Source organism: Sinosporangium album, from assembly GCF_900100605.1.
In the GTDB taxonomy this organism is placed as follows: Bacteria; Actinomycetota; Actinomycetes; order Streptosporangiales; family Streptosporangiaceae; genus Sinosporangium; species Sinosporangium album.
Genome location: NZ_FNCN01000008.1, coordinates 244,515 through 267,400, shown reverse-complemented (window position 1 = coordinate 267,400; position 22,886 = coordinate 244,515). Strand labels below are relative to the sequence as shown.

The following is a 22,886-nucleotide window of genomic DNA, read 5'->3' as shown; positions in this document are numbered from 1 at the left end:
CCGTACGATTTCCCCATGACCCGCCGCTCAATGCGGCGTGCTTCGGTCGTGTGCGCGGCAGCCGCGCTTCTCGCCTCAGCGACGCCGGCCGTTTCCGCGCACGCCGAACCGACCAATCCGCCCGTGGCCGAGGCTTGGCAGCAGTCCACCAGCGCTCGGCTGCGCGCCGACGGGTCGCTCTCCGATGTCGTCGCCCTGTCGAGCACCGACGTGTGGGCGGTGGGGCAGCAGGAGATCTGGGACGTCTGGCAGAACCGCGGCGTGATCACACGGTGGGACGGCGCCTCGTGGTCGCATGTGCCGATCCGCAACGACGCGACGGGCGCGGGCCATCTGCGTTCGGTCGCCGCGGCGGGGCCGGGTCAGATGTGGACGGTCGGCGATGGTCACGACGGCCAGCCGTACATCGCGAAGGGTGACGCGGGAGGGTTCGACCGGGTCACCGTGGACGACTTGCGCGGGGGCGACTGGCTGGGGGGTGTGACCGCCGCGCAGGGCAAGGTGGTGGCGGTCGGAAGCCGTGACGGCAAGCCTCTGGTGCTCTCGGGTGACGGGGCGAGCTGGTCGCTGACGCCGATGAAGACCAAGGGCGTGCTCTACGGTGTGTCGGTGTCGGCGAAGGGCGACGGGTGGACCGTCGGCGACACCGGGTCCAAACCGTTGATCATGCGCCTGTCCGGCGGCACGTGGAGGTCTGTGCGGGTTCCCTCGATCCCGGGGGGCTACCTCCGGGACGTCTATGTCGACTCGCCCAAGCGCGTTCTGGCCGTGGGTGGCGTCTACCGGGGGCCGGACGACATCGCGCCTCTCGTGCTGGCCTGGAACGGCAGGCGCTGGAGCCAGGTGCGCGTGCCGGACGCCGACGCGCATCTGTACGGCGTGACCGGCGACGGCAAGGGCCGGTTCTGGATTTCCGGGTCCGACCCGAGCCGCCCGAGCGAGGCGTTCCTGATGCGCTACGAGCACGGCAAAGGCAAGATCATCAGGGGTGGGCCCGTGGCCGAGGGCGGCACGCTGCGGCTCCAGTCGGTGACGGCCGTCCCCGGCTCCTCAGGCGTCTGGGCGGTGGGCCACGTCGTCGACCAGGCCGACCGCTACACCGACGTGGTCAAGCGTTTCGGCGGCCCCACCGACCGCTGAGTGGGAGCGCCGGGTCTTGCGCGCGGGCCGGGGAGCGGGGCGTCAGATGACGGCGCCGTCGTCCCAGCCGGAGTCGTTGGGGGGGCCGTCGCCCATCCGCACGACCAGGGCGACGAAGCCGCCGATGAAGGCGGCGACGGCGGCGAACAGCGCCCACCCCTCCATGTGCCAGCCGAGCATGGCGGCCAGGAGCAGGTAGGCGGGTCCTCCGAAGAGGGCGAACCACGCGAGCTTGGTGGGCGTGTCGGCCTTGGGGAGCGGTGGGGGAGGCGGCGGCTCGTAATGCCCCTCGTCGGCCCCCTCGTCGGCCCCGTCGCCGGAGTCGGGGTCGCCGCCCGTGTGTCCGGGGAGGTCGAGGGGGTCCCGGGAGCCGTCGTCGGGTCGGCGCTGGAACGCGCCGCCCCGGTGCGGCCGGTCGGGGCCGGGGGCGCCGAGGCCGCCGGGACCCGCCTCTGAACCATCACGAAGATCGAGAAGATCCCGGATGTCCCGAGGCTCGCGTGGGTCGGCGGGCGGCGTGGAGGGAAGATCGGCCGTGGGGTCGTCGTCGGTTCGGCGTCCTGCGGGCTCCGGTGTGAGGTTCTCGCTGTCCGGCCACGGCTGGCCGGAGGGATCGCTGTCCACCGGGGCGTTGAAGGACGCGACGATCTGACGCCAGACCTCGTCCTCATCGCTTTGAGGCGTCACGTGACTGTGTCCATCGGCCGGTCGCTTCCTTGTGTAAGACCGCGCATCTCCCCCTGCTCGCGTCCCCCTGCTCGCGATCAGTCTCTCTGTAAGGGTACAGAGGCATGTGTCCTTACGAAGTCGAGGCTCCCCGTGAAAATCCGATCTGCCTCATTGTCCAGGGTCGCGACGTGGAAGCTGTCGGTGAGTTCGATCACGTCGAGGTTGCCGCCGGTGAGGCGTTCCCGCAGGATGCGAACACTCGTGGGTTTGACCACGTGGTCCTGCGGGCTGTGGAAGACCAGCACCGGCTGCGTGATCCGTTCGAGCTCGGACTGCACCAGGGTCCACAGCCGGGGCAGCGTGGCGGCGGCGCGGACCGGCGTGCGGGTATAGGCCAGCTCGCTCACGCCGGGCTTTTTGATGTCGCCGGCCAGGCCCGCCACCGAGGGCACGAACAGCTTGATCAGCGGCGCGAACCGCAGCAGGGGGGCGTCGAGCGACAGGGACGGGTTGACCGCCACCACACCGCGGACGCCGGTGCCGTGCACCTCGGCCAGCCGGAACGCCATGCATCCGCCGAGCGAGAGCCCCATGACGAAGATCTCGGCACACCGGCCCTGCAGATCGGCGAAGGCGAGGTCGAGCTCGGCATACCAGTCTTCCCAGCGCGTGCGGTTCATCTCCTGCCAGGTGGTGCCGTGACCGGGGAGCCTGGGAAGCGACACGGTCAGGCCCGCCGTGGCGAGGAACTCGCCCCATGGGCGCAGAGACTGCGGTGTGCCGGTGAAACCATGGCAGAGAAGAACGCCGATTTGACCACCTTCGTGGTGGTACGGCTCGGCGCCAGGCATGAGTGGCATGGCCGGGCCTCCTCGCGCAGCGGCTGATCGACTGATGGTCGCACGATCCGGGGTGGTTGTGCGAGAGGTTGATTTGTCGGTGTGGGAGGGGTGGCCGGAAGATGGGAGGATAGCGCGTCGTGCGTGAAGACTCGAATACCGAGATGAGGTGCCCCGAGTGTTCTACTGGGTGGTGAAGGCGATTTTGAAGCCGATCCTCCATCTCGTGTTCCGGCCCTGGACGGAGGGCGCCAAGAATGTTCCCGACGAGGGGCCCGTCATCCTCGCCGGCAATCATTTGTCGTTCGCCGACCACTTTTTTGGCCCCCTCCAACTTCCCCGCAAGGTCATCTCCCTGGGCAAAGCCGAATACTTCACCGGCAGGGGCATCAAGGGCCTGCTCGTCCGGGCCTTCTTCACCGGGGTGGGCACGGTGCCGGTGGACCGGTCCGGCGGCAAGGCCAGCGAGGCCGCGCTCCGCACCGGCCTGCGGGTGCTCGGGGAGGGCGAGATCCTCGGCATCTACCCCGAGGGCACGCGGTCTCCCGACGGGCGTCTCTACAAGGGCAAGACCGGCGTCGCCCGGCTCGCGCTCGAATCCCGCGCCCCGGTCATCCCCTGGGCGATGGTCAACACCTTCGAGATGATGCCGCCGGGCCGACTCCTGCCCAGGCTCGGCATCCGGCCGGGGGTGAAGTTCGGCAAGCCGCTCGACTTCTCCCGCTACTACGGCATGGAGGAGGACCGCCTCGTGCTGCGCGCCGTCACCGACGAGATCATGTATGCGCTGATGGAGCTGTCCGGCCAGGAATACGTCGACAAATACGCCACGAGCGCCAAGGTGGAGATGGCCCGGGCCGCGCGGCAGGCGGCTGCCGGAGGGTCCTGAACAGCCCTCTTCCCGGGGGTTGTGCGATGTCCGGTTCCGCATAGAGTTGGCGGGTGAGTTCCGCCCTGGAAGGCCGCGACATCCTCGTCCTCGACGGTGGTCTGGCGAGCCGTCTGGAGGCGCTCGGAGGCGACCTCGGCGACGACCTCTGGTCCGCGAGACTTCTCGCCGACGATCCCGGCGCGATCCGCCGGGCCCATCGCGACTACTTCGCCGCAGGCGCCGACGTCGCGACGACCGCCAGCTATCAGGCGACCATCCCCGGCCTCATGCGCCGGGGGTGCTCCCACCGCGAGGCCGAGGATCTCATCACCCTCTCCGTCACGCTCGCCATGCAGGCCCGCGACGAGCACGGCGGCGGGCTCGTCGCGGCGAGCGTCGGCCCCTACGGGGCCTTCCTCACAGGCGGAGTCGAATACACCGGCGACTACGACCTCGACGAGGACGCGCTGGCGGACTGGCACCGCGACCGGTGGCACCTGCTCGCCGCCTCCGGTGCCGACCTGCTCGCCTGCGAGACCATCCCCTCGTACGGCGAGGCCCGCGCCCTGGCCCGCCTCCTCGACGAGACCCCCGACGCCCGCATCTGGGTGAGTTTCTCCTGCCGCGACGAGTCCCGCATCAGCGACGGCACCCCGCTCAGAGAGGCGGCGGCCGTGTTCTCCGGGCATCCGAGGGTCGTCGCCGTCGGCGTCAACTGCACCCCGCCGCGCTACATCCCCTCGCTCATCCGGTGCATCGACAACTGCCCCGTCGTCGTCTACCCCAACTCCGGCGAGACCTTCGACCCGGCCGCCCGGCGGTGGCTGGGCACCGCCGAGCCCTCGGCGTTCGCCCAGGCCGCGGCGGAGTGGCGCGCGGCCGGGGCGAGCCTGATCGGGGGCTGCTGCCGTACGACCCCCGAGCACATCAGCCGGGTGCGGGCCGCCCTGGTCGACGGGCAGGTGTGACGGGCGGGTGTGACGGGCGGGTCTAGCGGCGCTTCCAGAAGGAGGGCCGTTCCGCCGCCCCCGGACCGGGCTCCCCGGTCAGGGCGCGCAGCAGGTCGCGGACGCGGGCCAGCAGGTCCCCGGGGTCGCTGCCCGGCTCCTCGGCGGCTTCGAGGTCACGGGCGAGCGCCGACAGGTCGGGGTGGCCTCCCAGGTGGGAGGCGAGCGCCGACAGGCGGCTGCCCAGGTCGGCCAGATAGCCCCGCAGCTCGCGCGGGGAGAGGCGGTCGACACCGGCCAGGCGCTCCAGCTCCTGGACGAGCTGCGGGCGCACCTCCGCAAGCGTGTTCCCCGCGGGAGCGGGCGCCGGCGCCGACATGCGCGCCCGGCCGACCATCCTCGGGCCCGCCGCCGGAGGCGGGACGGCCTGCGCGAAGCCGCCCGCGGCAGGCGCCGGCGGCGGCGCCCCGAACGCGTCGGCCCCGCCGTACGACGCCGCCGCGAGCATGATCGGAGCGCCCGGGGACGGCGCCGGCGGCACCGGGGGCTCCCAGCCGCTCGGCAGCTCCACCGGCTGCACGACCCGGTGGCCGGGCCCGCCCTCGCCCACCACCCGGGAGTCCACCGCGACGAACGCCGTGAACCTGCTCAGCACCCCGTAGCGGAGCGAAGTCGCCACGATCTTCTCCTCCAGCGCCCGCTCACCCTCGTCGTACGGCGTCGGCCACCCCTGGGCGCCTATCGCGTAGCGGTCCTCCAGCGCCCGCACACGGCCCCGCGCCCACATCGCGCGTACGGCGCCGCCACCCCCGGCGGCGCCCTCCACACGGCGCTCCCACGGCTCACCGTCGGGACCGGTCCCCGACAGCGTCAGCGAACCCGCCGCCGCGCCGCGGAAACGCCCCGACACCGTCAGCGGCACACCACTGAACAGCGAACCGAAGGGCTCCACGCTGCCGTCGACCAGGTCGAGGCCGTCGGCCGACATCCGCAGGCCCGTCACCAGAGGCGCGCCGACACGCCGATGAATGTGCTCCATGGCAGCGTCGAGCCGGTCCTCGGACTCCACCAGTTCGCAGCGCCCCGACCCGAGCCCCGCGAGGCGGCCGAGGAAGGCCGCGTTGACCGCCCGATCGATGCCGACGGTGTGCATGCGGACGTCGGCGAGCGCCGGGCCGATCCGGGCCAGGATCTCGTCCTCGTTCGCCACCTGGCCATCGGTCACCAGCACCAGGACCCGGTCCCTGCCCAGGCCGCCGCCCCCGTCTTCCGTCAGCAGGGCGATGGCCTCCGACAGCGGCCGGAGCAGCTCCGTGCCTCCCCGCGCCGACAGGCCGGCCAGGTGCTCGACCGCGCGGAACCGGTTGCGGTCGGAGGCGGGCACGAGCCCGGCGGAAAGGCCGTCCGGCCGTTCGACCACGTGGTCGAAGGAGAACACAGCGAACCGGTCGTCACTCGTCAAGGTGTCCACGATGCGGGCCGCGGCCCGCCGCGCGGCAACCATCTTCCATCCGCCCATGCTGCCCGAGCGGTCCAGCAGCAGCACCACGTCCTTCGGCGTACGGCGTTCGCCCTCCGGAGGCACCACCGTCAACAGGAACGTGCCGTCGCCCTCACCGGACTCGGCGTCCGTACGTCCCGGCTCGTCGGGGACGAGCGTCAGCGAGTTCGACGCCGGGAAGCGCAGCCTCAGAATGAAGTCCCGGTCGAGCCGCTCGCCCGGCTCCAGCCGTACGACGACGCCGTCGCCGCTCTCCTCCTCGCGTACCACGTGGAGGCTGGAGGCGACGTCGTACGGCGCGACGGCCGCCGGGTCGAAGCGTACGGCGAGCGCCAGGCGCACCGGGTCGGGGAAGCCGGGCAGCAGCACCGGAGGCGTGATCCGCGACGCGTCCGGCACCGCGTCGGTGTCCGGTGCCGTCCCCGCCCCCGTGGAGGGGCCGGACAGCGGCGCACCCGGCACATAGCGCGGGGCCACCACCAGCGGGAAGCGGAACGTCGCCGCGCCGTCCTCGTACGGCAGAGGCCCGCTCAGCGCCAGCCGTACGGTCACCCGTTCCCCGGGCACGATGTTGCCCACCCGCATCGTGAACACATCGGGCCGGTCCTCCTCGGCGATCGCGGCCCGGCGCCCTTCGGCGAGTGCCTGGTCGTAGTCCGCCCTGGCCTGCGCGCGTTCCTTCAGCACGCCCTCGACCACGTGGCCGTCCGCCTCCATGGTGAAGGCGGTGACCGCGGCCCGGCTCGGCAGCGGGAAGACATAGGTGGCCTCAAGCGGCACGTCATGCGGATTGCGGAAGCACTGCGTCACCGCCATCTCCGCCGCGGTGCCCGCGACGGCGGCGGTGACGTCCACGCTCTCCAGCGGAAGGTTGCCCTGCTCGGTGCGCAGAGCGCCGAGCCCGGCGTCGGGCTGCGGAGCGCACTGCTTCTCCGGCAGCGCGGTGATGGTGAAAGTCATCGGGTGCTCCCCTCCGAAGGGGTCTCGTCGGGCTCTTCGGGCATGTCAGGCGGGGTGGTGTGCGCGGTGTACGGGTTGTACGGCGGGACACCGGCCGGGGCGAGGCCCAGGTCGCGAAGCGCCGCGAGGAGGGGGGCCGCCGCCGTGCTCACGGCCGCCAGGTCACCCGGAGCGAGCCCGCGGGCGGCGCCGTCGAGCAGCAGCGTCACGCCGGGCGCGAGCCGTACGCCGTGAACGGGGGTCGCGGACGGCCGGACCGGTGGCTCCGCGCCCTGTGCCGGGCCTTGTGCCGGGCTCTGGGCCGCGCTCTGTGCCGGGCTCTGTGCCGTGCCTTGTGCTGGGCCTTGTGCCGGGCTCTGTGCCGTGCCTTGTGCTGGGCCTTGTGCCGGGCTCTGTGCCGGGCCTTGTGCCGAGGGCTGCTCCGCGCGCCGGGCGGCGGGGCTGCGGGCCCAGAAGCGCTCCGGGGGCCGCGTCTCCGGCGTCTCCGGCGTCTCCGGCGTCTCCGCGTTCGCGGTGGACGGGCCGGGAGCGGCCGGCAGGCGCGCCACCTCCTCCAGCGCGGCGTCGGTGGCGCCGGTGAGCCTCACCTGGATGTCGGCGATGGACAGGCCGTCGGCCTGGAGGCGTTTGACGGCCACCACCTGCAGCAGGTGGCGTCTGCCGTAGCGCGCCACGCGCCCCCGCCGCGTCAGCGGCGGGTCGACCAGGCCGATCGTCGTATACCACCGGATGAGACGTTCGCTCGGCACCTCGCGCACGCGGCCGTTCGCCCCCGGCGCGCCGTCACGCAGCACCCGGGAGGCGCGCTCCGCGAGCTCGGCGATCGTCAGGGTCTCACTCATACGCGCAGAATGACACTGTAACTATGACAGTGTCAACGCGGGGAGCGTTAAGAACGGGTCAATTCAGGTGATTTGGGTGATTTGCCGGGTAGGGCCGGTTTGAGATTGCTTTCGTCCCTGCCGGAGGCGGGCGGCGAACCGCAGGAGAACGACGGGAGGCAGGCTATGGCCGCGATCACCGGCGCACTGGCCCAGGAAGACCGGAAGATCGTCAGCGAGGTGCTGCAGGGCGCGCTGGTCGATCTCATCGACCTCACGCTGCTGGCGAAACAGGCCCACTGGAACGTGATAGGCCACAACTTCCGCGCGGTGCACCTGCACCTCGACGAGATCGTCGGCGTAGCCCGGAAACACACCGACACGATCGCCGAACGGGCCAGCGCCATCGGTGCGCACCCCGACGGCCGCGCCTCGACGGTCGCGAAGCACAGCCATGTGCCGCAGATCAACCCCGGCGCGCTGGAGGACGGCAAAGTCGTGGCCGCGATGACCGACATCCTCGAATCGATCGTCGGCCGCATGCGCGAGCGCATCCAGGCCGTCGCCGAGCCCGACCCGGTCACCCAGGACCTGCTGGACGACGTGTCCCACGACCTGGAGAAGCACCACTGGATGATGCAGGCGCAACGCTGACCCCCGCCAGGTCGGAGCGGGGCGCACCCGAACCGCCGGGGCCGTGCCGTACGGCTCCGGCGCGCCGCGCTCGGCTGTGCCACCTAGGGGCCACCTAGGGGCCACCTAGGGGCCACCTAAAGGCCACCTAGAGCAGGTCCGCCGCCGCGTCGGCGATCGAGGGGGGAGAGGCCAGCAGGGCGTGGAGGCCGTCCCAGCGGGAGACCGGCGCGGCCTCGTCGAGGTCGGCGTCCGCGAGCGCGGCGTGGAAGGCGCTCGCACCGGCCCGGGCCGCGCGCTCCAGGGCGGCGAGCACGGTGCCGCCGTCCCGGCTCTCGCGGGTGAGCGCCGAGAGCAGGTGCGGCCACCGTATGGTCAACGCGGCGAGCTTGGCGACGGCCGCGTCGGGGACGGCCGGGCGGCCGGCCAGGGTTCTGCGGTAGGCGACGAACGCATAGAACCGGTAGACGTTCAGGTAGCGCTTGACCTCGCGCGGGTTGCCCAGCGCCAGTGTCGGCAGGGCCGATTCGATCGCGCGGCACGCGTGCTCGTCGCTGTGGAGGTCGTTGAAGACCCGGTCGGCGGCCAGGCGCGTGGCCGGGGCCAGGGCGAACCCCGCCGGGGGGCGCACGCCGAGCGACTCCTGTTCCTCGCGCGCCACCGCGTCAAGCCGGTCCGTGGAGGGATTCCGCCGCCTGATCGCCGCCTCAAGACGCGCGACCAGATCGCCGCCCTCGTCGGTCGGCACGCCGGTGGCCGGGCGCGCCGGCCTGGAGTGACCGGAGGCGGGGCGCCCGGCGGGGCGCCCGGCCGCCTGCGCGGCGGAATGGGAGGCGGAATGGGAGACGGGAGGCGCGGTAGGGGGTACGGCGGGCGACCCGGAAGGGGGCACGGTAATGGGCACGGCGGTGGGCACGGCGGTGGGCACGGCGGTGGGCACGGTAATGGGCACGGTAATGGGCACGGCGGGCCCTGGGACGGTCACCGGGTACGGCGCAAGGCCGAGCAGGCCCCTGACGTAAGCGGGGACCTGGGAGCCCTCGTCGAGCTTGGGCATGCTGAGCGGCAACTGCACGATCTTCTCCAGGAACCGCCAGCCGAGCCCCGGCCTCTCGTCCTCGGGCAGGGCCTCCACCAGGTCCCGGTAGGCCGCCTCCACGTGCGCGGCCACCACACCCGGCTCCATGGCCAGCACGAACACGCAGTTGGGGAACTCGCCCGCGAGGAACAGGTTGACCGCCTCGATGACCTGCGCCACGGTGCCGGGGGAGCAGCGGTCCAGATCATCCACGAACACGACGAGCGGCCGCTCCTCCGTGGCGACCAGGTCGAGCACCCGGCGCATGTCCGTCTGCACGAGGTGGAGGAACCCGGCGCGCGACTGGTACCCCGGGTCGGCCATCGCGTCCCCCAGCAGCGTCTGCGCCGATCCGAACAGGTCGGGACGGCGCAGCAGCCCGCCGAAGGCCACGTTCGCCGACTCGCGGAAGAAGCCCGCCAGCCGTACGGCTGCGGCCCCGAGCACCGCCACCGGCCCCACCGAGCCGAGGACCGAGGCCGTCGTCCGCAGGAACGGCGAGAGCGCCGGGGTGATGGCCGCCGACGCGAGCGCGGCGCAGGTGAGTACGGCGGTGGCCGCCAGGGCGAGCGCCACGGGGGCGAGGCGGGTGAGGGCGAGCCCGTAGGCGCGCCGCCGTACGGCCTCCCTGTCGATCCGCGCCAGGTTGAGCTCCAGCCAGAAGCGTTCGCGTTCGCCGCGCGGCAGCCGCCCGGTCACCTGGGTGATGATCTCGTGGGCGAGGCCCGCCCAGACCTGCTCGTCGCTCTGGTAGGTCCACGGGTTGAACCACACCGTCGGCCGCCACCGCTCCCGGGACGGCAGCTCGGGGCCGCTCTCGGGCTCCGCCCTGTGGCCGCCCGGCTCACCCGGCTCACCCGGCTCGCCGGGGGGGTGCCGCACCCGGGACAGCACCTCGGCCACGGTCACCCCGCCTTCCGCGGAGCGCGCGCGTCCGCCGAAGGGGCGCCTGAGCGCTGCCGGCAGGCCGCGGCCACGGCGGGGGCGGAGCCGCTTGACCAGGTGGACGCGGGCCGGGGTGTCGCCGGCCGCCCCGGGGTCGAGCAGGTCCTGGAGCATCCGCATCAGCGAGGTCTTGCCCGCGCCCCAGGGCCCCTTGACGCCGATGGTCAGCGGGGGCCGGGTGTCGGGGTGGCGGATGAAGGCCGCCACGGCCTCCGCGTACATGTGATGGCCGAGCATGTCGCGCGTGGTCCAGCGGTCGGCCGTCAGCGGTGTGCGGGGCGGGAGGAGGCGGCCCTCGGCCCTGCCCCTGCGCAGCGCCGCCGGAACCCGGGCCACCTCGTCGGGGGTGAGCCTGGCCAGCGCGAACTCGCGCACGGCGGGGTGGGAGAACGTGCTGCTCTCCCCGAGCAGGCCCCACCCGGCCAGCGCCCCCCACGCCAGGGACGCCGGGGACGCCGGGGACGCCGCCGAAGACCCCGCGGGCCCGTCCCCGGTCTCCCTGGCCTCCCCGTCGCCCGCTGGAGGCCTCCGGCCTCCGCGCTCGCCGACCAGCAGCGCGGCGAGTCCGGGGGTGAGCGGCTCGTCGTCGTGCAGCAGCGCGGCCCGCCGCAGCAGCCGCCGGGCCGCCTCGCCGAGGTGCAGATCGTGGACCCGGCCCACGATCTCGGCGGCAGGCCCCGGCGGAACGCTGTCGCCGGCCAGGCCCAGCCGTTCCACCGCGACGGCGAGCCCGGGTTCCACCTCCCTCGCGGCGGGAAGGCGCCGGCCCACCACGACGTGCTCGGCGTCGCCGTGGGTGAACAGCACCGCCGTACGCCCCGCTCCCGCCCGTTCGTAGGCCAGGCGCGCGGCGCCGAAGAGGTCGCCCACCGTGACGGGCCCGTCGGCCGCCCCCGGGTGGGCCAGAGCCGCACCGGGCAGCAGCGCCTGAGCCACGAGGCCGGTGAGGGACGGCGTGGCGGCGGGACGGGCGGCGCCCGCCGTGATGCCGATCGTCAGCGCCGCCGCGGCGACGGGAGGGTCGCCCGGCACGCGGAGCCAGCGGGTCCCCTCGCCGCACGCGTCGGGATCGCCCTGGATGATCCACCCGAAGTCCACGACGAGGAGTACGGCTGCCGCACTCGTCTGGGCCGCCATCCGCCCGAAGTCGCTGATCACCGTCGGTGCCGCCGTGGAACCCGACGGCCAGCGCACCACCAGCAGCTCGCCGGGTTCGGCCCCGGCCAGGAAGTCGGCCATGGCGGTGTGGGGAGACCGGTCGGGAGTCTGCGTGCGGGTGTCGAAGCCGCAGCTCCGCAGTGCGTGGGCCAGCAACGCCGCATCGTCGGCGGCGCCCGCGCCGGCGGCCGTGGCGGCGGGTGCGGCGGCGGGCGCGGAGGAGTCCTCGGGGGAGGGGTCCATCGGGAGGTCGCGGTCGAGGAAGACCAGCGCCCTCCGGGACCTGATCCTGGTCGGGGGCGCGTCGCCCATCGTCCCCGGCGCCTGCCGCATCGGATGCTCCCCTTGATCGCGCCTGCGTGGAGCACGACTGTGCCCCGCGCCCGCGACGGCCGGACGCCGGTTTGCGAGAACTTGCGCCAACCCTCAGGCTGCGCCTCTCCCACTGGGCGCGGCCTGGCCGAAGGCAGGGAGAGAAAGGAGGGAAAGGGGCTACGCCCAGTGTTTGGCGCGTTCGACCGCTCTGAGCCAGTGCTTGTAGGCCGCGTCGTCGCGCTCGCCGGGTTCGAAGCGGCGGTCCAGCCGCCACGTCCGGGCGAGCTCCTCCGGGGACGACCAGAGCCCGGTGCCGAGTCCGGCGAGGAAGGCGGCGCCGAGCGCGGTGGTGTCGTGGACCACCGGGCGCTCGACCGGGGTGGCGAGCTGGTCGGCCTGCATCTGCATGAGCAGGTCGTTGGCGCTCGCCCCGCCGTCGGCCTTGAGCGTGGGGACGTCGAGCCCGGCGGCTCCGGTCATCACCTCCACCACGTCGCGCACTTCGAAGGCGATGGCCTCCAAGGTGGCGCGCACGAGGTGGGCCCGGGTCGTGCCGCGTGTCAGGCCGACGATGGCACCGCGGGCCGAGGGGTCCCAGTGGGGCGCGCCGAGGCCGGTGAGGGCGGGCACGAACACCACGCCGCCCGAGTCCGGGACGGAGCGCGCGACGGCCTCGGACTCCGGCGCGGTGCCGAGCAGGCCGAGCCCGTCGCGCAGCCACTGCACCGCCGCGCCTGTGACGAAGATCGCACCCTCCAGCGCGTAGGTCAGTTCGCCCGAGGGCTTCTGCCAGGCCACCGTGGTCAGCAGCCCGGCGTCCGAGCGGACGATCCGCTCTCCGGTGTTGATGAGGACGAACGAGCCCGTGCCGTACGTGCACTTCACGTCGCCGGGGGAGAAGCACCCCTGGCCGAACAGCGCGGCCTGCTGGTCGCCGGCGATGCCGCTCACCGGCAGGTCGAGTCCGAGGAATGCCGAGGGGTCGGTGCGCCCGGCCTCGCCGTAGCTCGGCACGATCTCCGGAAGCGCGCGGAGAGGCACGTTGAACAGCTCGCACAGCTCGGGGGACCAGGCCGCGGCGGACAGGTCGTACAGCAGCGTGCGGGAGGCGTTGGAGGCGTCGGTGACGTGCCTGGCGCCGCCCGTCATGCGGGAGACGATGTAGGAGTCGACCGTGCCGAGCGCGACCCGCCCGGCGCCGGCCTCGCCCCACAGGTCGGGGGCGTGTTCCGACAGCCAGGTGAACTTCGTCCCGGTGAAGTAGGGGTCGAGCCGCAGCCCGGTCAGCTCGGCCACCCTCTCCTCGTGGCCGCCTTCGCGGAGCCTGGCGCAGATCGGCGCGGTGCGGCGGTCTTGCCACACGATCGCCCGGCGGGGGGCCGCGAGCGTCGCCCGGTCCCACAGCACGGCGGTCTCGCGCTGGTTGGTGACCCCGACACAGGTAGGGGTGCCCGACGCCCCGGCGAGTGCCGTACGGCATGCGCTGAGGGTCGCCTCCCAGATCTCGTCAGGTTCGTGCTCCACATGACCAGGTTCAGGGAAATACTGGGCAAATTCTTCGTAACCTTGGGACTCCACCCGTCCGTCCTCGGCCACGACAAGTGCGGTGACTCCGGTGGTGCCCGCGTCCACGGCTAGAACGGTCATGCGCGCTCCTCATTTGGTCTAGACCATTTTTCGCCACTCCGGCACAATGCCTTCCGTCACCGACTGTCTGTGGGGTTCCATCCCACCGCCGGTCGTGCGTCGAAACATAGTCTGGTTGTGCAGACCATCGGGAGGAACCCGTCATGCGTATTGGAGTGCTCACCGGCGGTGGCGACTGCCCCGGCCTCAACGCCGTCATCCGGGCAGCGGTCCGCAAAGGCATCAGCGACTACGGCCACGAGTTCATCGGCTTCCGGGACGGGTGGCGCGGCCCGCTTGAGGGCGACACGATGCCCCTCGACGTCTCCACCGTGCGCGGCATCCTGCCGCGGGGTGGAACGATCCTCGGCTCGTCCCGCACCAACCCCATGAAGATCGACGGCGGGGTCGAGCACATCAAGGACAACCTCGCCAACCACGGGGTCGACGCCCTGATCGCGATCGGGGGTGAGGACACGCTCGGCGTGGCGAAGCAGCTCTTCGACCGCGAGGTCAAGGTCGTCGGCGTGCCCAAGACGATCGACAACGACCTCAACGCGACCGACTACACCTTCGGGTTCGACACGGCCGTCAACATCGCGGTGGAGGCGATCGACCGCCTCCACACCACCGCGGAGTCCCACCACCGCGCTCTGATCTGCGAGGTGATGGGCCGCCACGCCGGGTGGATCGCCCTGCACGCCGGCATGGCCGCGGGGGCCAACGTCGTCCTCATCCCGGAGAAGCCGTTCGACATCGAGCGGGTGTGCGAGTACGTCGAGTCGCGTTTCAAGACCCGCTACGCGCCGATCATCGTCGTCGCCGAGGGAGCGCACCCGTTGGAGGGGCAGATGTCCCTGCAGAGCGGTGAGCTCGACGCGTTCGGCCACGTGAGGCTCGGGGGCGTCGGCGAATGGCTGGCCCGCGAGATCGAGAAGCGCACCGGCAAGGAGGCCCGCACCACGGTGCTCGGCCACATCCAGCGCGGCGGCACGCCCACCGCGTTCGACCGGGTACTGGCCACGCGGTTCGGCCTCCAGGCGATCGACGCGGTCCACCAGGGCGACTTCGGGAAGATGGTCGCGCTGCGCGGCACCGACATCGTCCGCGTTCCGCTGGCCGAGGCGACGGCCGAGCTGAAGACCGTCCCGGAGAGCCGCTACGCGGAGGCGGAGGTCTTCTTCGGCTAGGCCGGCTCGGGCCTGGTCGCGTCCGCGATCGCGCCGGCCGGGTGGCATGCCCCCGGCCGGTCTTGGATCACCGTTTCGCGGCGGGTCGCCGACACGTCATCGACACGTCATCGGCGGGTCACCGGTTGCGGCGGGCGTTGAACAGGCTGCCCGCCTGCTCGGACTCCTGCGCGGGCTTGCCGGGGGCCGCGGGGCGGGCGTGCTGGCCGAGGCGGTCGCCCCTGGTGTTCTGCAGCCGGGCGATGAGCTCGGCCTCGCTGCGCAGCTCGCCCTCGGACGGCGACAGCAGGACCGCCAGCAGCAGACCGAGCGTCACCAGGCTGATGCCGACCAGCAGCGGCAGCAGGAAGTCGATGCCCTCGGCGCCGGGCACCGGGGCGGTCGCCGGGTGCACCTCGACGCTCATCGCGAACATGCCGGTGTAGTGCATGCCGCAGACCGCCACACCCATGATCAGCGCAGCCGCCGTGGTGGCGATCGCGCCGCTCACCTTGAGCGTGAACCACAGCGCGACCGTCGCTGCCACAACGGCGATCAGCAGCGAGACGCCCACGACAAGCGGGTCATAGGACACGTGCCCCGACATGTTCATGGCCGCCATGCCGAGGTAGTGCATGCTGGCCACGCCAAGTCCGGTGAGCAGTCCGCCGGCCAGCAAGGGGAACACCCGGTCGCCGCCCTTGGAGACGACCACCAGTCCGGCACTCACCACGACGATGGCGATCAGCGCGGAGATCACTGTCAACGGGACGTCATAGCGGATCTGGGTGCCGCGCACATCGAAGCCCATCATGGCGATGAAGTGCATGACCCAGATGCCTGTGCCGCCGATCGAAATCGCCGCTCCGGCCAGCCAGCGGTACTTCGAGGGGCCCTCGGCGCTGCGCGCGCGGGCCGTCAGCAGCAGGCCGAGCATGGAGCCGCTCGCCGACATCACGTACGCCAGGAGGGGGGTTAGCAGGCCGTACGAGAAATGGTCAATAGATGCCATGTGACTTCATTCCTTGACAGGGGAGCTAGGAATTATTGCAGCGTGAAGGGCTGTCCGACAGAGGTCCTGACTATCAGGTCGGTTACAAAGGTCGCCGACGCGACCTTTGGCGCGATCCCGGCAGGGGTTCCTAGAGGACTAAAGTAGCTGGGTCACGGTGTGCTTCCTGCCGGATCGCGCCGTTTCTGTGAGCATTGATCGGGTGTTCCCAGGATTTGCCCAGTTCTCGTGCCACCCAACCGGAGGTTCCGCCATGACCATGTCCGCCATGGGCGAGCCCTGCGTGCTCCTCAAATTGGGCGAGATCGTCCTTAAGGGCAAAAACCGCGAGCTGTTCGAGCGGCGGCTGCAGGGCAACATCAAGGGCGCGCTGAAGAAGCTCGACCTCAAGGTGGATGTACGGCAGCGCCACGGTGTCATCGCCCTCTTCCTCCCGGAGGGCACGACCCCCGAGCGGGCGGACGCCGTCGCCAGGCGCGTCGCGGAGGTGCCCGGCCTGGTCTGGGTCCACCCCGCCTGGAGCGTGGCCAAGGACCCCGACACCGTCATCAAGGCCGCCGTGGAGCTCATCAGGGACTCCGACGAGGTCAAGCGGGGCGCGCGGTTCGCTGTGCGGTCACGCCGCAGGGACAAGCGCTTCCCCCTGCGGTCCATGGAGCTCGACCGCGCGGTCGGCGGCGAGATCAACGACGTCTACGGGCTGCCCGTCGACCTCAAGAACCCCGAGCTGACCGTCTCCGTCGAGGTCGACCGCGACGAGGTCTTCATCTACACCGGCGGCATCCCCGGCCAGGGCGGGCTCCCCGTCGGGTCGAGCGGCCGCGCCCTCGTGCTCATGTCCGGCGGCATCGACTCGCCCGTGGCGGCCTACCGCATGATGCGCCGCGGCCTTCGCGTGGACTTCCTGCACTTCTCCGGCATCCCGTTCTCGACCTCGGAGTCGATCTACAAGGCCTACGCGCTGGTGCGGGAGCTCGACAAGTTCCAGGGCAGGTCCCGGCTCTGGGTGGTGCCGTTCGGCAAGGCGCAGCAGTCGCTCAAGTCGTCGGGCGCCGACCGCCTCCAGATGGTGGCGCAGCGGCGGCTCATGCTCAAGACGGCCGAAGAGGTCGCCCACAAGGTCCGCGCCGCCGCGCTCATCACCGGCGACTCCCTCGGCCAGGTCTCGTCCCAGACCCTGGCCAACATCACGGCGCTCGACGACGCCGTCCGGCTGCCGATCCTGCGGCCCCTGGTCGGCATGGACAAGACCGAGATCATGGCCGAGGCGCGCCGCATCGGCACCCTGGCGATCTCCGAGCTCCCCGACGAGGACTGCTGCACCCTGCTTGCGCCGCGTTCGGCGGAGACCCGCGCGCGCATCGAGGACCTCCGCCAGATCGAGAAGCGGCTCGACGTCGAGGACCTCGCCGTCCGGCTCGCCGACTCCCTGCAGACCTACGAGATCGACGCCTGACGGCGGCGCCGGGCGGCGGGCGCGGCGGGGTCTCCGCCGCGCTCCGCGCCCTTCGGGCCGCGGGGGCTCACGCCGTACGCGCCGACGCCCCCACCCGCCGTGCCGGGCCTGTCAGGCCGAGGCGAGGGTGTCCGTCGCCGGCGTGCGCCCGACGATCGCGGGCAGCTCCCGCATCACCCGTGCGAGCTCCACCAGGTCGCCGTCGACCAGGGCCTGAGGCCCGTCGCAGAGGGCCTGCTCCGGGTGCGGGTGCACGTCGATGATCACGCCGTCGGCGCCGACCGCGACAGCCGCCCGGGTGAGCGGCAGCACCAGGTCGCGCCGCCCGCCCGAGTGGGACGGGTCGATGATCACCGGCAGGTGGGACAGGCGCTGCGCGACGGGCACCGCCGACACGTCCAGAGTGTTCCTCGTCGCTGTCTCGAAGGTGCGGATGCCCCGCTCACACAGCACGATGTCCAGGTTGCCGCGCTGGGCGATGTACTCCGCGGCCATGAGCCACTCCTCGATCGTGGCGTTCATGCCCCGCTTGAGCATGACCGGCTTGCCGACCGAGCCGACGGCCTGCAGCAGCGCGAAGTTCTGGGCGTTGCGGGTGCCGACCTGCAGCATGTCCGCGTACGACGCCACCAGCTCGACGTCGTGGGCGTCCACCACCTCCGTCACCACCGGCAGCCCGGTCTCCTCGCGCACGTCGGCCAGGATGCGCAGGCCCGCCTCGCCGAGCCCCTGGAAGGCGTACGGCGAGGTGCGCGGCTTGTAGGCCCCGCCGCGCAGGAGCGTGGCCCCGGCGGACTTGGCCATCAGAGCGGCCTCAAGGGTCTGCTGCGGCGTCTCCACCGCGCAGGGACCCGCGATCAGCGTGACGGTGTCCGGGCCGATGGGCACCCCGCCCACACGCACGGTGGAACGCTCGGGGTGGTTGTCCCGGCTGACCAGCTTGTGGGCCGTTGAAACCTTGATCACATCCGCGACCCCGCTCATGCTCCGCAGGTTGAGCGTCGAGAAGCGCTCGATATCACCCACAAGACCCACGATCGTACGGCTGACGCCCCGGCTGACGAACGCCTCGCCTCCCGCCGCCGCGACGACGCGGACAATCGCGTCGACATCGCCCTGCGTGGCCTCGGGTGCCATAACGATGACCATCATCTCTCCTGTTCAACGACCACTGCCGACATGACCTCTGAAACACCGGAAGGCCCCGGGTCCACTGGACCCGGGGCCTTCCGTTTGCCTGTTGTCAGCGCAGCGTCTGACGGCGAACGGTCCGACCAGAGGGTCCGTCGCCATACCAAAACCAGAACGCAGTACGCATCGCGGGCAATGCTACCCCACTGTGGTGGACGGTTTGACCGGTGGGCGCGTCCACCGCTCACCAGAGCCGATGGGAGGATGGCGTCCGTGCCCACTTCACGCCGCGGCGAACGGCTCCGGGTGACACGTAGGCGGCGAGGTGACTGAGGTGGAGCCACCCGCCCCCCCCGAGTCTCCGCGGGAGGAGAACCGCCTGCCCCCGGGGCAATACGTGCCGCGTGGCCGCCCCGTCATCCACTACGGCCGGGTGCCCGCCTTCCGCCCCGCCACGTGGGAGTTCCGTGTGATCGGCGCCACGGCCTCCGGTGAGCAGCACCGCTTCACCTGGCCGCAGTTCCGCGCGCTTCCGCGCACGACGGTGTTGGCCGACTTCCACTGCGTCACCAAGTTCTCGATCATGGGCAGCGAGTGGTCGGGGGTCTCCCCGGCGGTCCTGCTCGACCTGGCGCCCCCCGCTCCCGGCGTGACGCATGTGCTGATCTGGGCGGAGTACGGCTACAGCGCCAACATCCGCATGAGCGACTTCACCGCCCCCGAAACCCTGTTCGCCCTGGAACTCGACGGCAAGACCATCTCCCCGGAACGGGGCTACCCCCTCCGCGTCGTTGTTCCGCACCTCTACGCCTGGAAGAGCGTGAAATGGGTGCGAGGCGTGGAGTACATGATGGAGGACCGGCGCGGCTTCTGGGAGGAGCGCGGCTACCACAACATCGCCGACCCCTGGAAGGAACAGCGCTACTCCTACCAGGAGGAACCCGGCGAAGGTCCCCCCTAGCCGCATCGGGGAAACGGCAGGCCCGCGCGGTCACGGAGTGCTACGGTTCGCGGGCATGTCCGCCGCTGGATATGCCCTCCTCTCCGTGACGAGCGGCCTGCTGGGGTTCCTGACCGCGCGCCGCTGCGCCTCTCCCGCCCGGGGAAGCGAGTCTCCCTCCGCCTTCACCTCCCTCCACGCCGTCGCCGAGGCCGCCACCGCGTTACGCTCCGGCCTCACCGCGCCCGCCGCCCGCCACGCCGTACGGCGCCTGCGCCCCCTCCTCGGCGCCACCGCCGTGGCCCTCTCCTCGGCGGACCTGTCGGCCCCGGACGCGGTGCTGGCCTTCGACGCCTGCGCCGGCCACAGCCGCACCCACCTCGACGCGTTGGCGGACCTCATGTCCTCGGCCTTCGGCGCCGGCGGGCCGCACCTCGCCCCCGCGGCGGGCTGCGACGCCTACTGCCGGGTGAGGGTCGCGCTGGTCGTGCCCCTCATGTCGGGCGGCCGAGCCGCCGGAGCGCTCGCCGTCTACGGGGCCGAACTCAGTGCGGAAGCCGTACGCGCCGCTGGCGAGGCCGCCGCGCTGATGTCGGGCCGGCTGGAGCTGGCCGAGCTCGACGAGTCCCGCCGCCGCGTCCTCGCCGCCGAGACCAGGGCCCTGGCCGCCCAGATCTCACCGCACTTCATCGGCAACTCCCTGGCCACCATCGCCTCGCTGGTCCGCACCGACCCCGAACAGGCCCGGGACCTGGTCGCCGATTTCGCCGACTTCGCCCGGCACACCCTGGGCAGCGCCGGAGAGATCACCACGTTCGCCGACGAACTGCGCTGCCTCGACCGCTACCTGGTGCTGGAGCGGGCGCGGTACGGCGAGAGGATCGTCTTCGACGTCCAGGTCGACCCGGAGGTGATGCCCGTGCCCGTGCCGTACCTGTGCCTCCAGCCGCTCGTCGAGAACGCCGTCAGGCACGGCCTGGCGCCTCGCGCCGGGCGGGGACGGGTGCTCGTGGTGGTCCGCGACGCGGGCACGGAGGCGCATATCAGCGTGTTCGACGACGGGGTCGGGATGGACCCCGGCCGGGTGCCGGGGCTGCTCGCCGCGGCCCCGGGATCGCGCCGCGGCGGCCGGGGGATAGGGATCGCCAACGTGGACGTACGGCTCCGCGGCCTCTACGGCGACGACCACGGCCTCGTCATCCGGACCGCCCCGGGCTGGGGCACCACCGTCGCGTTCCGTGTGCCGAAAGCCCCGCCCTCCATCACTCTTCGTAGTTAGTCTTTTGCGCATTGCCGTCGTTCCGCTTGCCGTCGGGGCGTGCTCGCGGGAACCTCGTCGCCATGCTGCGAGTGCTGGCCGTCGACGACGAGCCTCCCGCCCTGGACGAACTGGCCTTCCTGCTCCGGTGCGACAGCAGGATCGGGAGCGTGACCACCGCCTCCGACGGCGTCCGCGCCCTCCAGGACATGGTCCAGATGATCGGGGCCGGCGAGCGGCTCGACGGGGTCTTCCTCGACATCCGCATGCCGGGCCTCGACGGTCTCGACCTCGCACGCCTCATCGGCGGATTCCCGAACCCGCCCAGGCTCGTCTTCGTCACCGCCCACGACGACTGCGCCGTGCAGGCGTTCGAGGTCAAGGCCGTCGACTATCTGCTCAAGCCCGTGCGCGCCGAGCGGCTCGCCGAGGCGGTGCGCCGCCTCACGGACGTCGCCGCCCCCGCGGCCGAGGTCGGCTGCGACGACGTCATCCCCGTCGAGCTCGGAGGACGCACGAGGTTCGTGCCCCAGCAGGCGGTGTGGTTCGCCGAAGCGCACGGCGACTACGTCCGGCTGCACACGATGGACGGCCGCTACCTCGTGCGCATGCCGCTGGCCGCGCTGGAACGGCGCTGGCGGAACGCGGGCTTCATCCGCGTACACCGCAGCACCCTGGTCTCCATACGGCACGTGACCGAGATGAAGTACGAGAGCGGGCGGGTGACGCTCCGTGTCGGCGCCGAGACGCTCACGGTGAGCCGCAGGCACACCAGGCAGGTCCGCGAGCAACTCATGCGGCGGGTTCAAGCCCCTTCCCTTGATCGGAAACCGCACGTGACAGGGATGCCGCCGGAACTCCGGTCATGACGCGCGACCACTCGTCGTGCGCGGTGTGCCGTTCGTCGTGCCCCTCTCGCCCGTAGGTCGCCGACTACACACCGTTGGTCTACGCCATGGCGAACTTGGCGTCATGCGCAAGATCACATCCGTAGTGTTTCCCGCGTCGGAAGGCGAACCCGCCACATCGGATCGGCAACGGGCCCGAGGCTCACAGATCATCCGGTGCGCGCGGGCACCACACGTGACCGGGAAACCCATCGGTCACCATCGGCCGCCGGTGCCCCTGACCGGGGGGCAGGGGCACCGGCGGCCGCCGACGTGACGGGGGGCCAGAGCCGACCCGGGATCCGGCCACTCGGGGGCGGCGGGATCGCGGGTTGCCGCGGTCGCCCTCCACCTGACACCCCCCTGGGCCGGCGCGGGCCCGGGCGGGGTCGGGGGGTGCGCCGCCGCCACGCCCGGGTGCCACCACCCGGGCGCCCCGTCCCCGCGGCGCCACCCTCAGGCGGGATCCCGTCGCCTCGCTGGAGTCGGCCGTCGCGCAGGGGCGGCCGCAGGGCCGTGGTCGCGCGGGTCAGCCGTCGCGCAGCTTCTTGAGCAGCGCGATGTCCTCCCGATGCCTGTCGGCCTTGCCGGGCGTCTCGATGCAGACGGGCACCTCCGCGGCCAGCGGGTGCCGCATCAGCTCGCCGAACGGCTCGGCGCCGATGAGGCCCGCACCGATGTTCTCGTGGTGGTCGCGCTTCGACCCGCACGGATCCTTCGAATCGTTGGCGTGGACGAACTTCAGGCGCCCCGGCGCCACCTCGTGCAGGGCCTCCAGCATGCGCCCGGGCCCGCCCTCCACCGTGAGGTCGTGCCCCGCCGCGAAGGCGTGGCAGGTGTCCAGACACACCCCCGCCCGGGGGTGGAAGTCCAGCGCGTCGAGATAGGGACCGACGTCCTGCACCGTCGCGCACAGCATCGCACCCTGCCCCGCCATCGGCTCGAACAGCAGATCCGGCCCATCGTCGGGGATCTCGTCCAGCAGCGGCAGCAGATGCTCGCGCAGTTGGCGCATCGCGTCGTCACGCGACTGGCTGACCGCCGACCCCGTATGCACCACCACCCCGCGCGCCCCGATCTCCGCCCCGCGCCGCAGCGAGTGGCGCACCGACGTCGCCGACAGCTTCAGCGTCTCGGCGTTCGGAGAGCCGAAGTTCGAGAGGTACGGCGCATGCACGAACACCGGCATCCCCGACTCGCGCAGGAGGGCGTCCTCCGCGGGCTTCCCCGCGCTCAGCGCCCACCCCCGCGGATTGGACACGAAAACCTGGATCACCTCGGCGCCGATCTCGTCGGCATAGGCCAGCCCACCCGTGGCCAGCCCCTTGGCGACGGACACGTGCCCGCCGATGAGTGGAGTCTGCGTCATGATGGCCTCACCTTACGCCTTACGCCCCGGCCGACCCGCGCCCCGCCGTACGCCCGGCCCCACGCCGCCGCGCTTCCCCTCCCCGCCTCTCCAGTCTGTCACCCCCCTCTCCACCGCCACCCTCTGCGGCAGGTGAGAGAAGTACAGTTCTCATAACTACA

18 protein-coding genes are annotated in these 22,886 nt (G+C 72.1%); 9 read left to right on the top strand and 9 right to left on the bottom strand.

From position 1 onward, the window contains the following. Positions 1-15 precede the first annotated feature (15 nt). Positions 16-1,140 carry a beta propeller repeat protein gene (locus BLQ73_RS11125; protein ID WP_176955371.1) on the top strand — a complete coding sequence of 375 codons (1,125 nt, stop codon included), beginning with the start codon at positions 16-18 and terminating at the stop codon, positions 1,138-1,140. Between the two features lie 42 nt (positions 1,141-1,182). Here the strand turns inward: BLQ73_RS11125 and BLQ73_RS34005 are convergent, their stop codons facing one another. Continuing rightward, positions 1,183-1,827, bottom strand: a complete 645-nt coding sequence (locus tag BLQ73_RS34005) for a hypothetical protein (protein ID WP_245690989.1) — start codon at positions 1,825-1,827, stop codon at positions 1,183-1,185. Between the two features lie 77 nt (positions 1,828-1,904). Next, positions 1,905-2,669: an alpha/beta hydrolase gene (locus BLQ73_RS11115; protein WP_093170300.1), complete on the bottom strand. Its 765-nt coding sequence runs from the start codon at positions 2,667-2,669 to the stop codon at positions 1,905-1,907. 157 nt (positions 2,670-2,826) lie between these two features. Between BLQ73_RS11115 and BLQ73_RS11110 the strand changes: the two genes are divergently transcribed. Further along, complete coding sequence (locus BLQ73_RS11110; RefSeq protein WP_093170299.1) at positions 2,827-3,537, top strand: lysophospholipid acyltransferase family protein; 711 nt, start codon at positions 2,827-2,829, stop codon at positions 3,535-3,537. A gap of 53 nt (positions 3,538-3,590) precedes the next feature. Continuing rightward, on the top strand, positions 3,591-4,487 hold the full coding sequence (mmuM, locus tag BLQ73_RS11105; protein WP_093170298.1) for a homocysteine S-methyltransferase: 897 nt from the start codon (positions 3,591-3,593) through the stop codon (positions 4,485-4,487). 22 nt (positions 4,488-4,509) lie between these two features. On the opposite strand, the gene BLQ73_RS11100 is transcribed toward mmuM, so the two are convergent. Together BLQ73_RS11100 and BLQ73_RS34000 are read right to left on the bottom strand one after the other, a co-directional pair. Continuing rightward, on the bottom strand, positions 4,510-6,927 hold the full coding sequence (locus BLQ73_RS11100; RefSeq protein ID WP_093170297.1) for a VIT domain-containing protein: 2,418 nt from the start codon (positions 6,925-6,927) through the stop codon (positions 4,510-4,512). Continuing rightward, the gene (locus BLQ73_RS34000; protein WP_245690988.1) at positions 6,924-7,769 is read right to left on the bottom strand and encodes a helix-turn-helix domain-containing protein; all 846 of its coding nucleotides are present in this window, start codon (positions 7,767-7,769) and stop codon (positions 6,924-6,926) included. The genes BLQ73_RS11100 and BLQ73_RS34000 overlap by 4 nt, the downstream gene beginning before the upstream one ends. 165 nt (positions 7,770-7,934) lie before the next feature. Here BLQ73_RS34000 and BLQ73_RS11090 point away from each other — a divergent pair, with 165 nt between their 5' ends. Then, positions 7,935-8,402, top strand: a complete 468-nt coding sequence (locus BLQ73_RS11090) for a Dps family protein (protein ID WP_093170296.1) — start codon at positions 7,935-7,937, stop codon at positions 8,400-8,402. A 127-nt stretch (positions 8,403-8,529) separates the two neighbouring features. Here the strand turns inward: BLQ73_RS11090 and BLQ73_RS34575 are convergent, their stop codons facing one another. Further along, on the bottom strand, positions 8,530-11,895 hold the full coding sequence (locus BLQ73_RS34575; protein ID WP_093170295.1) for a KAP family P-loop NTPase fold protein: 3,366 nt from the start codon (positions 11,893-11,895) through the stop codon (positions 8,530-8,532). A gap of 159 nt (positions 11,896-12,054) precedes the next feature. After that, a complete protein-coding gene (gene glpK, locus BLQ73_RS11080) occupies positions 12,055-13,524 on the bottom strand; it encodes a glycerol kinase GlpK (RefSeq protein WP_093170294.1) in 1,470 nt (489 codons plus the stop codon). A gap of 143 nt (positions 13,525-13,667) precedes the next feature. Here glpK and BLQ73_RS11075 point away from each other — a divergent pair, with 143 nt between their 5' ends. Next, the gene (locus BLQ73_RS11075) at positions 13,668-14,693 is read left to right on the top strand and encodes a 6-phosphofructokinase (RefSeq protein ID WP_093170293.1); all 1,026 of its coding nucleotides are present in this window, start codon (positions 13,668-13,670) and stop codon (positions 14,691-14,693) included. Positions 14,694-14,811: 118 nt separating this feature from the next. Here BLQ73_RS11075 and BLQ73_RS11070 read toward each other — a convergent pair whose 3' ends face one another. Continuing rightward, complete coding sequence (locus BLQ73_RS11070) at positions 14,812-15,684, bottom strand: MHYT domain-containing protein (RefSeq protein WP_093170292.1); 873 nt, start codon at positions 15,682-15,684, stop codon at positions 14,812-14,814. Positions 15,685-15,937: 253 nt separating this feature from the next. Between BLQ73_RS11070 and thiI the strand changes: the two genes are divergently transcribed. Beyond that, positions 15,938-17,140 carry a tRNA uracil 4-sulfurtransferase ThiI gene (thiI, locus tag BLQ73_RS11065; protein ID WP_093170291.1) on the top strand — a complete coding sequence of 401 codons (1,203 nt, stop codon included), beginning with the start codon at positions 15,938-15,940 and terminating at the stop codon, positions 17,138-17,140. A 111-nt stretch (positions 17,141-17,251) separates the two neighbouring features. On the opposite strand, the gene aroF is transcribed toward thiI, so the two are convergent. Then, positions 17,252-18,289, bottom strand: coding sequence for a 3-deoxy-7-phosphoheptulonate synthase (gene aroF, locus BLQ73_RS11060; protein ID WP_093170349.1), 1,038 nt, complete (start codon positions 18,287-18,289; stop codon positions 17,252-17,254). Between the two features lie 316 nt (positions 18,290-18,605). On the opposite strand from aroF, the gene BLQ73_RS11055 reads away from it, so the two are divergent. From BLQ73_RS11055 to BLQ73_RS11045, 3 genes are all read left to right on the top strand, one after another. Next, on the top strand, positions 18,606-19,232 hold the full coding sequence (locus BLQ73_RS11055; protein ID WP_218125746.1) for a molybdopterin-dependent oxidoreductase: 627 nt from the start codon (positions 18,606-18,608) through the stop codon (positions 19,230-19,232). 55 nt (positions 19,233-19,287) lie between these two features. Beyond that, positions 19,288-20,490 (top strand): sensor histidine kinase, encoded by a 1,203-nt coding sequence (locus BLQ73_RS11050; RefSeq protein ID WP_093170348.1) that lies wholly within the window; start codon positions 19,288-19,290, stop codon positions 20,488-20,490. Positions 20,491-20,552: 62 nt separating this feature from the next. Further along, positions 20,553-21,338, top strand: coding sequence for a LytR/AlgR family response regulator transcription factor (locus BLQ73_RS11045; protein WP_093170289.1), 786 nt, complete (start codon positions 20,553-20,555; stop codon positions 21,336-21,338). Positions 21,339-21,885: 547 nt separating this feature from the next. Here the strand turns inward: BLQ73_RS11045 and BLQ73_RS11040 are convergent. Then, a complete protein-coding gene (locus tag BLQ73_RS11040; RefSeq protein ID WP_093170288.1) occupies positions 21,886-22,725 on the bottom strand; it encodes a deoxyribonuclease IV in 840 nt (279 codons plus the stop codon). Positions 22,726-22,886 lie beyond the last annotated feature (161 nt).